Consider the following 14525-nt stretch of genomic DNA (forward strand, 5'->3'; position numbering starts at 1 on the left):
AAAACCTCCAGTCGCTAAAAAATATTGTCAGTCTACTTCTTCTTCGCGTCTTCCACTCCCGCTACGCTACGAAATTCCTTGAGCCCCGAAGGCGCGATTTCCTCCATCAATTCGAGGAAATCCATCGCCACCATCCGCCGCATGCGCCGCGCCAGATGCGGGATCGGGCTGCTGGGTTCGGTCCGCTCGTAGAACGCGATGATCCGGTCCAGACTTGTTTCCACGTCGCCGCGCGACGCGATCGTGCCGGGCGCAGCCTGTGACGTGTGGTTCCCGACCGGCGCTTTTGTCGTGACTGCCACGGTCGGATCATCGACCACCGCCGGTGCGTCCTTTACTGTCGCCGCGACTGCCGCTTCCAACGTCTTGCGGCACAGATTGAGCACCTCTTCGATCTCGGCCATCGACAGGCCCGGCGCATCGCCGAAATTGCCGGCATCCGCCACCGCACGCGCAATATCGACCAGACCACTCTCGCAGCTCTTTATCGCTTCGATCAGCGCCTTCATCGCCTCGGCATCCTCCGCCGCAAGGCCACGGGTCGCGGCCTGGACCCGGTTGACGCGCTGCCCATGCGCCGAGACAAGAGCGTCCCTTTCCGCCTGGCTCAACCCGGACGCGGCGCGCGACAGCATCTCGAATTCGCTCAGGCTCGCCGCCACCAGATCGTCGCCGGTGATCGGCCCGATGCCGCGCGGGTTCAGCACGACACCGAAACGCAGGTCACCCAACAGCCCGTTGTCGTCGTTTTCGAGCTGGCGCAGCGCGTTCAGACGTGGAAGGGCCGCCATCTGCGGCTCGTCCCGGTCGCGCAGCGCAGGGTGCAGGCTTTGCCAATACTGCGTGACGGTCCGCGTCAGAAAACCAAGTGCCGCCGCCAGCCCCGCAAACCCCTCAACATTATAAAAGGCCCGGCTCATCAACACGAGCAGCCGAAGATCGCGGCCATCGGTGGCCAGTTCTTCTCCGTCGCCGATAATCCGGTGCCAGTCCACGTCGGGTGCTGCGTCGCCAAGTGTTCCATCTTCGGTAATCCGGAACTCCCGCGCAGCGGGTTCGGTCAGACGTTCCAGATCGTGAAAACGCAAATCGTGACGCAGTTCAACACCGGACGGGTTTTCACCGTCGATAGGCGCAAGGAGGCTTTCAAAATTCATGCCTCGAGCTTTCAAATATATAAAGTAGTCCAAGTCTTGCACGAGTTTGCGATTCTGGCAACTCTCACGGGAAACCGGGGTTCGCCGCGCCCCATTCCCTTGATCCGGATGTTCAGTCGACCGGGGTCGCGCCACATTCCGACGGGTGCATCGAGACGAAAAGTTACACCCATTCGCCCCGAAAATCAGGGGTAACCGCGCGCTGGCGCGCGATCAGCTTCCGAATGTCGCTGCCTGCTTCGATTCTGCACCGTTCGGCCAAGATTTTTCCCCTTGCGCAAACGCGGTGTTGGTGAATCGCGCCGTGCGTGAGATACTGGGCACATTATTCGATGATAATTTCCGGAGAGCATGATGGATGTCTCAACCCATGTGGACGGTGTGATGATCGGCCTTTTTCTGGGCTTTCAGGGTGGTGCGCCGCTCGTTGTTTTTCCTGCCAACCCCGAAGATCACGCCGTACCCGCGCGCAGCCTGTGCGCACTGAACGCGGACGACGCAGGTTGCGAAGTGGCACTGCTCTTTGAGGATGGTGCGCGGATCCGCCCGCTGATTATCGGGCGCATCATCGACCCCGCGCGCACCGATTACCCCCATGTCGTGCGCGACGGTGAAAATGTGCGGATCACTGCGCAGGAACGCATTGAGCTTCGGGTCGGAAAATCCGCGATCATCATGGAAAAGGACGGCCATATCACCATTCGCGGCACCCACCTGGTCAGCCATGCGTCAGGCCCGAACCATATTCGCGGCGGATCGGTCAATCTGAACTGATGGCGGTGCCGGTGCTCAAGGACATCGTCCGCCAGCACGCCGAAGCGGCGGCGCACCTGTGGAACGTGTACGACTGGCACTTGCTGAACCCGGACGACAACCCCGACATGGACGAAGAGCGGATCGGCCGGCTGATCGAAAGGCTCGACGCGCATCTCGACGGCTTGCGGATCGCGGGGGCCGACGGGATCGCGATCGCCGAAGACCGCTATGCCGAATTTCCCGAGGCCGGCGAATTGTTCGTGCTGAGGATGCTGCAACCGGAGGCTTTCGGGCTGCAGATTGCGGATCTCGAAATCGACGGGGTACGGGTCTATCTGGCGGCAAAGATCGGCTAGCCGTTACACGACATAGGCCGCGTCGAGCCGCTGCCATTGCTCCATCGTGCGGCGCATTACGTCTTTCATGCCAAACGACCACAGGTTCGTCTCGCCCATGTGCAGATCGTAGAACGTGCCCAAACCGCGCGCGGCGGCTTCGTGATCGGGAATGAACTCCTCGCGGTTGCACAGTACCATCGAGCGGAAACCGGCCATGAACACGACGTTGTCGAAGAGAGCCACGCCCCAGACATCGTTCACGGGCGCGTCCGGCGTCAGCACCTCGAAGCTGTCGCCGCGCCCGAAGGCTAGCACACCGGCCTGCCCGCCCAGATACACACGGCCGTCAGCACCGCAATGCACTGCGTAATAGTTGAGGTTGGTCGGCGTCTGCACAGGCGTCCAGACGGACCCGTCATAGTACCAGATGACGCCCGCGCGCCCGGCGGCGTAGATCTCGCGCGCGCCAAACCCGTCGATCATCTCAAGGTGATTGCCCGGAAACTCCGCGCGCAGCGCATCACCGGGGCCGAACTCTTCCCAAGCGTCTTTCCCCGTGCGCCGGAAAACCTGAAGATCCGCACCGCAGGCGTGGACCTGACCGTCAAGCGTTGCAAGATTGCGCAGCGGCCCGTGATCGAAATCCACGGTTTCCTCCGCGACAGTCCCGTCTGAAAAAATCCGCACCTCGCCCCATTCGCCCAGCGCGAAAAGCTCTGCGCCGGCGTAGCTGAGCCCGACCATCGCAAACTGAAAAAAACCCCGTTCGCGGGCGGTCTGCATGTCCTCGATTTCGTAGACCGCCGCATGGGCCTTGTCGGGGTCGCGCGCCTGCGCGTCCAGAACCACGACGATCGCCTGCCGCGTTTCGTTCTTGTAGGCACTGGTGTTGATCGACATGTCTTCGAGCAGAGGCAACATCGCAAAGGCTCCTTTTTTCGGGATCAGCTCATGCCGGCGGGGGCAGGCAGCGTGGCGGCGACCGCCTTGCGGCGCGCCTCGTTGTAGTCTTTTGCAAGATCGAGCGAATCCGCGCCACGGCCGCTGAGGGCTGCGCGCACCGGCGTGTCGTCCTCGATGCCCAACTCGTCCTTGTGATAGGCGTCAAGCTGTGCGGCAAGGCAGTCGGGGTTGCACTGCGACTTCGGGAACACCACGGCGACGCCTTCGATGGCCTTTTGTTTGAACTCCCCGTACTCAAGGGACCGCATGTTCTTCTTGACCACCGGATCCTTGCCGAATGACACCTCGGGGCGGATGTTCTTGTCGCCCGCCCTGGGATCGACCGGTCCGGTCGCGTCAATGATCGCCGATTTCATCTCGGTGTGCAGCGCGCCGTGACTGCCCTTGGTAGCCGATGGACCTTCGGCGCAAATCACCGGAGCCTTGTTCGGATCGTACCGCTGACCTTCCTTGATCGCGGACAGTTGGGGCGGTCCGGTCTCACCTTCCTTGGGCTTGTCGCCGCGCCCCGTCTCGTTGAAGCAGGCCGCATCGACAAGGTGATGACCGGTCTGGCCGGGACAGCAGCAGTTTCCGCCATTGTAAGGCTCCAGCCGGCAGCGCGACGCCGCAAGGCAATCGTCTGCTTGCGAGGATTCCCACTCATCCATATAGCGTTTCTTGTCGCGGAACTTGCCCGATGGGGCGCCGGATTTGTTCGTCCGGTCCTCATAGTTTCCCGCCGCACCGTAGGCGGTTCCATATACCGCGTCGCTGCCGGTGTTTTCCTTGCCGCCCGCGTCGCCTTTCTTGGTCGCGGGTCCGGTGTTCACCTTGCCCGCAGCGCAGACTTCGTCCTTGGATTTGTCGCCGCAGGCCTTTTCGATGGCGTCGTCGTTGTCGGCGCAGGGATCTCCCGTGGAGGGCGGGTTGGGCAGACCGATCTTGGGGAACGGCGGCACGTTCGGCGGAGAGCCATGGTTGTTCGTCGAGATATCTGAGAACCGGGTGAGGTTTTTGCCCTCGGCCTTGACGTCCATTGAGAACGCTTGCGAATAGCTCTTGCCCGTGTTTTTCGAGCTGACAACGCCTTTCTTCGCGGCAGCGCCCGCCTCGTCTCCGGTGGTTTTCGTGAAGTAGGATTTGTTCTTCTGGTTGACCGTCTTGCCGCCGATCTTGACCGTGCCGGTGCCCTTGTCGGTATCGCTGTCCATCCCGAAATTCGGATAGGGGATCGGGACGCCGGGCGGTGTCGGCGGGGCTTCGGGTGGGGTCATGCAGACATCCGGGAACGCCGAGACGATCTTGTTGGCCTGCGCCTTGCACGATACTTCCAGCTTGTTGGCAAATACGCTCATGCGACGGCCCTGCGCCGCGCGGCGGACTGCACGATGGCCGTGGCGCACCCGCCGTCGTCGCCCGTGGCCTCGATCATCACTACCTCGCCCGCCGCATAGCCGCGCTCGTACGCGCGCAGACCCCAGCCGACCATCAACGGACCGATGGCCGCACCGACGTTGCCGATGCAATCGGTGGGGGTCCAGATGTCCTGCGGGTCTCGGTGGGTGCGCATCGTCCGCTGCATGGCCAGTGCGCTTTGTTTAAAGAAATACGCCTCTCCGGTGAGATCGCTGATGCGAAAATCGACATGCCCGAAGTCGTCCAGCCCCGCCGCCGCCATGGCGTCGCGGTAGGCCTGCGTCATGCCGTCCCCGCGCAGGGGTATATCGTCCGGATTGTAGAGGTGCGCCAATTCGCGTGTCAGACCAAGCCCGGTCAACGCGAAATGCTCCGGTGCGCCGGCTTTGCACAGGATCGCCGCCGCCGCTTCACCGGGGATAAAGCCGTTGGCGACATCACCTGTCAGCAACCGTTGCGCGCGCAGGTAATGCGCGATTGCCGGACCGCTGAGCAGGCTGTCGGCGCCCAGGATCAGCGCATGTGTCGCCTCCTTGCGGGCAAACATCCGCCGCACCCGTTCAAGGGCAACCATGCCCGAAGGCCGCCCATGGCTGACCACATGCACCTTCATGGTGCGCGGAAGGCCCGAGAACTCCAGCACCTTTTGCGCGAACCGGTCTGCGTTGCGCACCGGCCTGCCCGGACGCGTCTCTTCTGCCAGGCACAGGACGATCTGCAAATCGGCACGCGCGGCCGCGTGGTCGTCCAATGCATCCACCACAGCGCCCGCCGCCAAATGCGCCAGACGCTTTTCCCCGACCCAATCGCGCGGCAAAGGCACCGGTGCCCCAATCAGCCAATCGCCCCCCGGCGTCATGAATTGCGTTTCGTGAAATCCATCGAGGCCCGCCCGCATTGCCGCCGTGCTTGCATCCGCCGTCAGCCCGACCGCCGTCACCATGCCCGCATCAATGATGTTAACGCCGGTGCTCATGAGACTGCGCCCCCCGGCAAAGGGATGCCGCTCGACAGCGGCACATATGTCTTGCCGCTTTCCTTTGCCCGCAGCAATCCGCGACGCGGTCTGCCAACCCACATCTCGGTCATTTCGGTGATGATCCGCTTGAGCGGCACCTGCACGCGCCAGACCATCGAGACCTTTCGCGCCTCTGTGTCGAACAAAAGGGTGTCGGGATAGAGCAGTCCGTCGAACGCTGTCTCCCAATCGCGAAACAGCCGCACCGGCAAGGCAGGGTCCGGCAGGCGAAACGCCTCGCGCCCCGCCGGTGTGAGGTTCAGCAGGACAACGTCCTGCGCGCGTTGCGGCTTGTCGATCTGTTGGTCCTCGCCGACTTGCTGGTAGTAGCGGTCGTCGAAATCCCGCGGCAGGAACGGAAACACATCGCGTTCCCATGCGGCATCGTAGGTGCCACCGTGACGCAACCGGTCCGTCCGTCCGCGCCAGACCGGGCCAAACGCCATCGGGCGGTACTCTTCATAAGGCGAGACCACCGGCGCGCCGACCTCTTCGGTCAGGGGCAGCGGTTGCCCCGAAAGCTGCGCCTGATTGCGAAACGAGGCGAAGCCCCGCCCGTGCGGATTGGGCATGTAGGCGAGGGGTTGAGGATCATCGGGATTGAGCCGGTCAACACCGCCGAACGCGGTGTCATAGCCGAATGACTGGCGCACGAACGGATAGGGATCGGTCGCGCGCACCGACGGGCCCAGAACCCGCCATTCGCGGTGGCCCACCACGTGAAAGCTCTTTTGCCAGCGCCCCACCCGCAGCCCCACCTGCACGCGCTCGGTTTTTCTGCCGCCCGGCGCATAGGCCGCACCCTGCACGACGATATCGCATTTCGGTTTGCGAAAAGCAAAATCAGTCTCCCAGCGGGTGCTGGAAAATCCCGGCTCGCCCGTCGCCTGATCGGCGTAGACGAGCGGCACGTGGTCCGCGCAGGGCATGGCCTGCGCACCGTTGCGGGACGGGAAATCAAAGCTGCCCTTGATCACCATCACAAAGTACTCGCGCCCGGCCACGTCCATGCCCATCGTGTGCTGGTGCAGGTATCCGGGACGGTTGAAGACCTTCATGCCGCGCCCTCACTCGAACGCGTAGGCAAAGCCGTCCGGCCCGCCGGTTACGGTGACCTTGTGCAGATCCTTCCCCTCCAGACGCACATTGAGAATACGGCGGCTCAGTTCGGGCATCAGCGTATTGGTGAGGATCGCGTCGATCATCCTGCCACCACTTTCGATCTCGGTGCAGCGGTCCTTGATCACCTGCATCGCGCCATCCGCAATCACCAGTTCGGCGCCGTACCCCTCGCCCAGACGCTTTGCGAGACTGCGCAGCTTGTGGGTCGAGATCGCCTCAATCATGCTGTCATTCAGGGGCAAATAAGGGATCGTCACGACCCGCCCCAGAAGGGCTGCCGGGAACACCCCCAGCAAAGGTGCGCGCAATGCACCGTTCAATTCGCCGGGATCCGCCGTTTGCGTGCCGTCCTGCGTCATCGCCATGATCTCTTCAGAGCCGACGTTCGACGTGAGCAGGATCAGCGTGTTCTTGAAGTCGATGCGCCGGCCTTCGCTGTCGTCCATCATGCCCTTGTCGAACACCTGAAAGAAGATTTCATGTACATCGGGGTGCGCCTTTTCGACCTCATCCAGCAGCACCACGGAATAGGGCCGTCTGCGTACCGCCTCCGTCAGGATGCCGCCCTTGCCGTAGCCCACATATCCCGGCGGCGCACCTTTCAGGGTCGAGACGGTGTGCGCCTCCTGAAACTCGCTCATGTTGATTGAGATAAGATTGTCTTCGCCGCCGTACATCAACTCGGCCAGCGCCAGTGCTGTTTCCGTCTTGCCCACGCCAGAGGGGCCGCACAGCATGAACACGCCCACCGGTTTTTCCGGTGGCTTCAATCCGGCGGCGGAGGTCTGGATCCGGTTGGCGATCATTTCCATCGCGTGATCCTGCCCCACCACCCGCTCGGCCAACGTCGCTGCGAGCGACAATGCGCGCTCTGTCTGGCTGGCCAGCATCCTGCCCATCGGAATGCCGGTCCAATCCTGCACGACCGATCCCACGGCCAACCGATCCACCGACGGCAGGATCAGGGGCGTCTCACCCTGCGCCCGCGTCAGATCGGCCATGCGCGACTTGAGTGTCGCCAGCGTCTCTTCACGGTCAAAGGACTCCGCCTCCTCCTGCGGCTCGGCATCCGCGATCTCTTCCATCGTTTCGGCGTCCGCATCGCCGAGATCACCGGTGTCGTCAACGGCGGCTCCCAATCCGCGCAACCGCGCGCGCAGATCGAGTATCTCGGTCACCATTTCCCTTTCCGCACCCCAGCGGACGTTGGCATCGTCGAATATCTTCTGTGCCTTGGTCAGCGCGGCTCCGACCGTCGCCTTGCGCTCGGTCACTTCGATGCCGATTGCCTCTTCGCGCTCGATGATCCCCTGCTCTATCTCCAGCGCATCGAGCCTGCGTTGCGCATCCTCGACTTCCGCAGGCGTCGCGTGCTGGCTGACGGCAACCCGCGCACAGGCGGTGTCCAGAAGGCTGATCGCCTTGTCGGGTAACTGGCGGCTGGGAATATAGCGATGCGACAGCTTCACCGCCGCCTCGATAGCCTCGTCAAGCAGTTCGACCTGATGGTGCTTTTCCAGAACGCCCGCGATGCCGCGACACATCAGGATCGCCTTCTCCTCGTCCGGCTCTTCGATCTTCACGACCTGAAAGCGCCGTGTCAGGGCCGGGTCGGGTTCGATGTGTTGCTTGTATTCGGCCCATGTCGTGGCTGCGATGGTGCGCAATTCGCCCCGCGCGAGCGCGGGCTTGAGCAGGTTCGCCGCGTCGCCGGTGCCCGCAGAGCCACCAGCCCCGATCAACGTATGCGCCTCGTCGATGAACAAGATGATCGGCGTATCGCTCGATTGCACTTCCTCGATAACCGATTTCAGCCGCTTTTCAAATTCGCCCTTCACGCTGGCCCCCGCCTGCATCAGTCCGATGTCGAGCATGTGCAGATCCACGTTGCGCAGCTGCGGGGGCACGTCGGCCCTGGCCAGCCGCTGTGCGAAGCCTTCGACCACAGCCGTCTTGCCCACCCCTGCCTCACCGGTGAGGATCGGATTGTTCTGTTTGCGCCGCATCAGGATGTCGACGATTTGCCGGATCTCCGGATCGCGGCCCACGACCGGATCCATCTTTCCCATGCGCGCCCGCTCGGTCAGATTGGTCGCATACAGCGCCAGCGCCGATTTGCCCCCCGGTGTCTTTTTCGCGCCCGCCCCTTCGGCGGCGGCAGCGTCGGCACTGCGTTCGACCGAATTGGCCAGCAGGTTATCAAGGTCGGATGCCATCGCGGCCACGTCGAACTTGTCGAACTCGAGGCTGATCTTGTAGAGCAGTCCTTCGAGCACCGGCACCTTCAGCGCGGCAAGGATCACGTAGGCCGAGCGCACCGTATCATCGCTGAACTCGAAGGTGCCGTAATTCCACGCCTCCTGTATCGCGCGGAAGATGTGGTCCGAAAACTCCTCGACCGATCCCGCACCGTGCGGCAGCGCATCGGTCGCTTTCAGGATATCACCGTCGAAAATATGCCGGTCCACCCCTGCCGCATCCATCAGCAACGCCAAATCCGATCCGTCGGTATCGGCGAGTGATGTGACAAAATGAATAAGTTCCACATAAGGATTGCCGCGCCGCTTGGCCGCCTGCGCCGCCTCCGAAAACGCCTTGAGACAGGTCGGATTGAGCTTGCCCACAAGCTCCTTGCGCTTGATGGTTTCATTGGATCCGCGAGCCGCCATGGCGCTACGTCCTCCCTGAAAAATCATTGTATAAAAAGCTGGACTCGAAAATTGGTCAAAATAGACACGCCTCCTATGCTAGACTGATTTCCAATTTGAATCGACACTTTTGAATAGCCTTACGGGAGAGAGGTTCGTTTGATGAGGGATCCGATGCCGTCGGATATTTTCTTCACCGGGCAGGTGCTGAACAATACCTACGAAATCAAGGGCGTACTGGGGCGCGGTGGCACTGGCGAAGTGTATCTAGCCGTCAATCAGATCACCGGGAGGCTGTCGGCGATCAAGGCGCTGAACGCCCAGTTTTCGGGCAACGCCGACTATCTCGAGTTGATGAAACGCGAAGAGCAGATGCGCAACATCATGCACGATGCCGTCGTGCGCTATTCGGAATGTTCACGCACCGACGACGGACATGTGTTTCTTGTGATGGATTTCGTCGACGGCACGGCGCTGAGCGATCTGATGTACGAGCGGCGCGTAACCGATCACGAACTGCTGATCGTCGCGCACCGCGTGCTCAACGGGTTGGAAGCGACCCACGCGCAAGGCATCGTGCACCGCGATCTGTCGCCCGACAACATTATCCTGCGCGGTGGTGCCGCCGACCGCGCGACCATCATTGACTTCGGCATCGCCAAGGATACCGCCGCGGGTGCGCGTACCATCGTCGGCATGAACTTTGCTGGAAAATACGAATATGCGGCACCCGAACAGCTTGACGGGCACGCCGATTTCCGGACCGATTTCTATGCGCTCGGTGCCTCGCTTCTGGCGGTCGCGCGACGCGAAGTGCCCGATGTGGGCACCAACCCCGGTGAGGTCGTGCGTTTCAAGAGGGCTCCGCTGGACGTCTCCGGGATCGACAGCCCGTTGCGCGATCTGATCGCGCTGCTCAGCGCACCCGACCCCGATCAGCGGCCCGCCACCGCGCGCGCGGCACTCGACAGGCTGGATGGTTGGCTCAAGCCCGATACACATGTTGAGAAACATGAGCGTGCCGGGAAGAAGATCGGCGGCACCTCCAAGGCCGCGTTGGGCGCGGGCGCGGTCGCGGTTCTGGGTATCGGGCTTTATGTGTCGGGGACGCTCGACGGATGGATGACGAAACCGCTGCCTGTCGCGTCGCCCTATGCATTGACCGCGACATCGGATGGCACCCTGATCGGCCATGCGCCCGATGCCGAAAGCAGCGATATCATGCGCGCGGCTTTTGCCGGCACCACCGGGACGGCCCCCCCCGCCGATGCCTTGACACCAGCCACCGGGCTGCCCGATCCGGCGTGGCCGGGCGAGGTGGCGGAATTGATCACCCTGTTGGAGCCGATGGCACGGTGGCAGCTCGATATCGCGGACAGTGATGTGCAACTGACCGGCCTCGCCCCAGACCGTGCGACACGCGACGCGATGGCGGGCAGCCTGCGTGACTGGGGCGCACGCAGCGGCATGCATGTCCAAAGCGATCTTCGGGCCGGGCCGGAGGTTCTTGGTGCGGGCGCATTAGCCGCCACATTGGGAGAGATCGCGACCTGCGGGCCGCTGACCCTGCTGGGGGATCAGGAGGGCAGCTATGCGATGTACGATACCGTGACCGTGACCGGCGATGTGGCAAGCACCGCAGACGTCGATACGGCGCGCAGCGCACTTGAACCGATGATCGGCGAACGCGATCTGCGCGTGGATGTGCGTGTGCTGAACCCTGACCTCTGCGCAATCCGCGCCGTCCTGCCTGCCGTAGCGCAGAGGGCCGTGTCCATCTGGCTGGGACGCGGCAACACCGGCGACACCGTGTTGACCGGCGTTTACCGGACTGGCGAAAATCCGGTCGTGGACATCCAGCTTCCCGCCTCGATCGAGGGTGCATCGCTGTGGGTCATGGTGGTCGACAACACCGGCAAGGTTTTCAACATCCTGCCCAACGTAAATCGAACCGAACACATCATCGATACCCTCGGCACGGTCGAAAACGGCCTGCGCCGCGTGCGCGTCCTGTGGCCGATCCCCGCACTGCAGGAGGACCCGACGCGGCTGGCCATTCAGGTGGATGCCGAAAACTACGGCAAATCCGAAGTCGTGGCGATCCTGTCGCGCCGCCCGCTGTTCGACATGCGGCGGCCCCGCGACGAAAGTGTGACATCCCTCGCCGAAGCGCTCGCCGAGACGCTGGAAGGCCGCGAGGATGAGATCATCGGGATGGCATCACGGATCATCGATGCACGCCCCTGAACCTGCGGTTCAGTTGAGAACCACAGCATTGAAGCCGCCGTTACGCCATTTTTCCAGGGCGGCGGTAAAATTCGCTCCCGGCAGACCGTCCAGCGCGGCCGTGTAATACCCGGCTTCCTTGAGCAAACCCTGAACCGCGCGGATCGTCCCGCGAGACCATTGGTCGCTGGCCTGCGTCAGCTGGCGCAGCACATCGCCGCGATCCTCAGCCGCACCGCGCAGCAACATCACCGCCGCGCGCGCAGGATCGCGCTGCGTGCCGCGCCCCTCGTCCAATAGGATCGCCGCCGCCCGGTATCCTTCGGCCTCGCCATCGCGCGCCGCCCGCTCGAAATACTTCAGTGCCGCTTCAGGTCGCTCACCGATGCCGTCCTGTGCCAGAACGCCCAGATTGAACGTCGCTTTGGCGGACCCTTCCTCGGATGCCCGTCTGAGAAGGGCAATGCCCCGCTCGGTCCCGCCCTGCCCTTCAAGCAACGTGATCGCGAGGTTGATCATTGCGTCGTGGCTGCCGCCCGCCGCCGCCCGCTCGTAGAGCGCCAAAGCGCGCGCCGGATCCTGTACCACCGCCGTTCCCCGCTCGGTCAGTTGCGCGAGACTGACCATGGCGCGCAGATCGCCGCGCTCGGCCGCGTCGGAATACAGAACCACGGCACGCTCCAGATCCCCTGTCGCTGCGGTCGCACGCGCCAGAAGTGCGGTGTAATGCGGCAATTCGGGCTGCCGCGCGGCCGCTGCACTACAGGCCTGAATCGCCGCCAGTGCGTTTTGTTGCAGCCGCGAAAACGGGACGCCGCGATTTTCAGCAGTGGCATCGCGCGGATGGGTGGCCAGACGCTCGCATATCTTGCCCGGCGTGGCGTCTTCGGGCCGCGGAAGGTTGGCCAGAAGCCGCAATGCTTCGTCGCGGTCCGGCGCATCCGGGTAGCGTTCCACATAGAGTTCGAGCAGCGGGCGCATCCGGCTGCGCCGCGCCAGCTCCCACAAACGCTGCGCGCGGTCTTCGCCGTCGCGCGCGTCGATCGCGCGGGTCCGGGTGCCGGTATCCAGAAACGCCAACGCTTCTTCGGCATGCGCGCCCGCCGGATAGCGCTCCACATAGAGGTTCAGCAGATCGGAATCCCCTTCATCGACAGCAATCTGATACAGCATGCTTTCTTCCGAGATTGTCGGCGGGCTGGTATTGAACTGAAACCTGCGGGTCAGCGAGGAATTTTCCCACGGGATTTGCTTGCCCCCCGTCGCCGCGAGAACATCGCGGCGCACCCCGATCATCGTCTGCGCGATGTCCTGCCCCGGAGTATAGATGTGGTGCAACACCGCTTCGGTAAAAAAGCTGTTCCGCCCGGTCCCGTCATAGGCCACGTTGTCAGGCTGCGTCGCGTAGGAGAACAGGAAATTCGCCTCCGTGCCCACCCGCGCCAGCCCGGTGCCAACACGCGCATCTTCGACCGCGCCAAAAGGGTTGTTCCGGCACGCATCCAGAAACACAAGTTTGACGCCCTCGGACCGCTCCATAGCGCGCAAGAGCACATCGAGACGCAAGGTCTGATCCGTCAGATCCGCAGCCGACGCGATCCGTGCATCGGTTGGCACAAGATAGTTGCCCCCGTCCACCTGGAACCCGTGTCCGGCATAATAAAGAAGCACCACATCCGCAGTTTGCGCCCGTGTGCCGAAGCTGTCGATCAAGCCGGAGAACCGATGCCGCGTTGCATCTATCGCAAGCGTGACGTCAAAGCCCAGCCCCTCCAGCGCCACGGAAATATCCAGCGCATCGTTGCGCGGGTTCTCCAGTACGGCAATCGACTGATAGTCCGAATTGCCGATGACCAGCGCGACGCGCGTCTCCGCCATCGCCGGCCCGACGAGGCTCAGCACAATCGCCGCGACTGGCCCGATCAACTGCATCGTCGCCTCACAATCCCGTGGCGCGGCTCAGCTCGATGCCGACGCTGTCCACGGCTGCCGCCACTGTCGTGATCGTCGCCCGCTGGATCGACGCCAGTTCAGGGTCGTCCGCACGGACAAAGCTGATCGCCTTACGGATTTCCGTCGCCGCCGTGCTGAGTGCCTCACGCGCCTCGCCAACCGCTTCGCGGGTAATTGCATCGCGCTCGGCTTGGCTTGTCGCCCCGGCCAGACGCGCAGATGCGCGGGTCCGGGCCGCCGCAACGTTCTGCCGTGCATCCCGCACGATCCGGGCCACGCCCTCCATTCCGGGCGGCAGTTCGGTCGAGATCGCGTCCAGTTCGTTCGCGAAATCATCCAGCGCGTCTGACAGGCAGGCGAGGTAGCGATCAACATTGCCCGAGCTTTCGCTACAGCTGGCGGAGGCGATTTCGAGTGTGGATGAGATCCCCTGAACCGTTGCAAGTGTTTCGCGCGCCTGTGCGCTCACGGCGCTGTTGGCGGGTCCTCCGGTTCCTGACCGTACAGCGATACCGCCGGTGTTGTCTTCGCCGAACAATGACAGAACGATAGTGTCGTTTGGGTTTGGAAGGTCGAAAACAGGCGTCGGCACAGGCGTGACAACCGGATCTTCCTGCGGCGCCGCAGTCACTGTCAGTGTACCCGACTCATAGACGATCCTATAGTTTTCCAGGCCGTCGCCCTGCGCCGCTTGCGCGCGGATGTCAAAGGGACTTGCGGTTGCCGCAGCCTTCGCGTCGGCGCCATCGCTGCTCAGATTGACGCGTGTCACCGTGTCGGAGAATAAAAGACCACGGGTGCTGAATTCCGTCCCCGCAAACACGAATGGACCCCCTTCCGTTTTCTCCTGTTCATCCGGCGTGACCACGAGCGGCGCCGCGTCCACCGTTAGCGCACCGTCCAGCACCGTCACATCGTAGTTGCCGATCCGCGTGCCCGACAGCGG

At 63.0% G+C, this 14525-nt stretch carries 11 protein-coding genes; 3 read left to right on the forward strand and 8 right to left on the reverse strand.

Annotated elements, in window-relative coordinates:
- Positions 1 to 32: 32 nt before the first annotated feature.
- Entirely contained in the window at positions 33 to 1157 is a 1125-nt protein-coding gene (gene tssA, locus Q1A06_RS06730) for a type VI secretion system protein TssA (protein WP_299560458.1), read from the reverse strand.
- 351 nt (positions 1158 to 1508) lie between these two features.
- On the opposite strand from tssA, the gene Q1A06_RS06735 reads away from it, so the two are divergent.
- Entirely contained in the window at positions 1509 to 1931 is a 423-nt protein-coding gene (locus tag Q1A06_RS06735; RefSeq protein WP_299560461.1) for a DUF6484 domain-containing protein, read from the forward strand.
- Positions 1931 to 2269, forward strand: a complete 339-nt coding sequence (locus tag Q1A06_RS06740; RefSeq protein ID WP_299560464.1) for a hypothetical protein — start codon at positions 1931 to 1933, stop codon at positions 2267 to 2269. Before Q1A06_RS06735 ends, Q1A06_RS06740 begins: the two co-directional genes overlap by 1 nt.
- Before the next feature lie 3 nt (positions 2270 to 2272).
- Here Q1A06_RS06740 and Q1A06_RS06745 read toward each other — a convergent pair whose 3' ends face one another.
- From Q1A06_RS06745 to tssH, 5 genes are read right to left on the reverse strand one after another with little or no spacing between them, the layout of a single operon-like run.
- Positions 2273 to 3172 carry a hypothetical protein gene (locus Q1A06_RS06745; RefSeq protein WP_299560467.1) on the reverse strand — a complete coding sequence of 300 codons (900 nt, stop codon included), beginning with the start codon at positions 3170 to 3172 and terminating at the stop codon, positions 2273 to 2275.
- A 23-nt stretch (positions 3173 to 3195) separates the two neighbouring features.
- Positions 3196 to 4551 carry a PAAR-like domain-containing protein gene (locus Q1A06_RS06750; protein WP_299560470.1) on the reverse strand — a complete coding sequence of 452 codons (1356 nt, stop codon included), beginning with the start codon at positions 4549 to 4551 and terminating at the stop codon, positions 3196 to 3198.
- Positions 4548 to 5588, reverse strand: coding sequence for a 3-oxoacyl-ACP synthase (locus Q1A06_RS06755; RefSeq protein WP_299560473.1), 1041 nt, complete (start codon positions 5586 to 5588; stop codon positions 4548 to 4550). Before Q1A06_RS06755 ends, Q1A06_RS06750 begins: the two co-directional genes overlap by 4 nt.
- Positions 5585 to 6688 carry a DUF2169 domain-containing protein gene (locus tag Q1A06_RS06760; protein WP_299560476.1) on the reverse strand — a complete coding sequence of 368 codons (1104 nt, stop codon included), beginning with the start codon at positions 6686 to 6688 and terminating at the stop codon, positions 5585 to 5587. Before Q1A06_RS06760 ends, Q1A06_RS06755 begins: the two co-directional genes overlap by 4 nt.
- Positions 6689 to 6697: 9 nt before the next feature.
- On the reverse strand, positions 6698 to 9421 hold the full coding sequence (tssH, locus tag Q1A06_RS06765; protein WP_299560479.1) for a type VI secretion system ATPase TssH: 2724 nt from the start codon (positions 9419 to 9421) through the stop codon (positions 6698 to 6700).
- A 141-nt stretch (positions 9422 to 9562) separates the two neighbouring features.
- Between tssH and Q1A06_RS06770 the strand changes: the two genes are divergently transcribed.
- The gene (locus tag Q1A06_RS06770; protein ID WP_299560482.1) at positions 9563 to 11647 is read left to right on the forward strand and encodes a serine/threonine protein kinase; all 2085 of its coding nucleotides are present in this window, start codon (positions 9563 to 9565) and stop codon (positions 11645 to 11647) included.
- A gap of 9 nt (positions 11648 to 11656) precedes the next feature.
- On the opposite strand, the gene Q1A06_RS06775 is transcribed toward Q1A06_RS06770, so the two are convergent.
- On the reverse strand, positions 11657 to 13558 hold the full coding sequence (locus tag Q1A06_RS06775; RefSeq protein ID WP_299560485.1) for a caspase family protein: 1902 nt from the start codon (positions 13556 to 13558) through the stop codon (positions 11657 to 11659).
- A 7-nt stretch (positions 13559 to 13565) separates the two neighbouring features.
- Positions 13566 to 14525: MBG domain-containing protein (locus tag Q1A06_RS06780; RefSeq protein ID WP_299560488.1), on the reverse strand; the 960-nt coding region annotated here is incomplete at its 5' end.

It is taken from the genome of uncultured Sulfitobacter sp., assembly GCF_947497275.1.
In the GTDB taxonomy this organism is placed as follows: domain Bacteria; phylum Pseudomonadota; class Alphaproteobacteria; order Rhodobacterales; family Rhodobacteraceae; genus Sulfitobacter.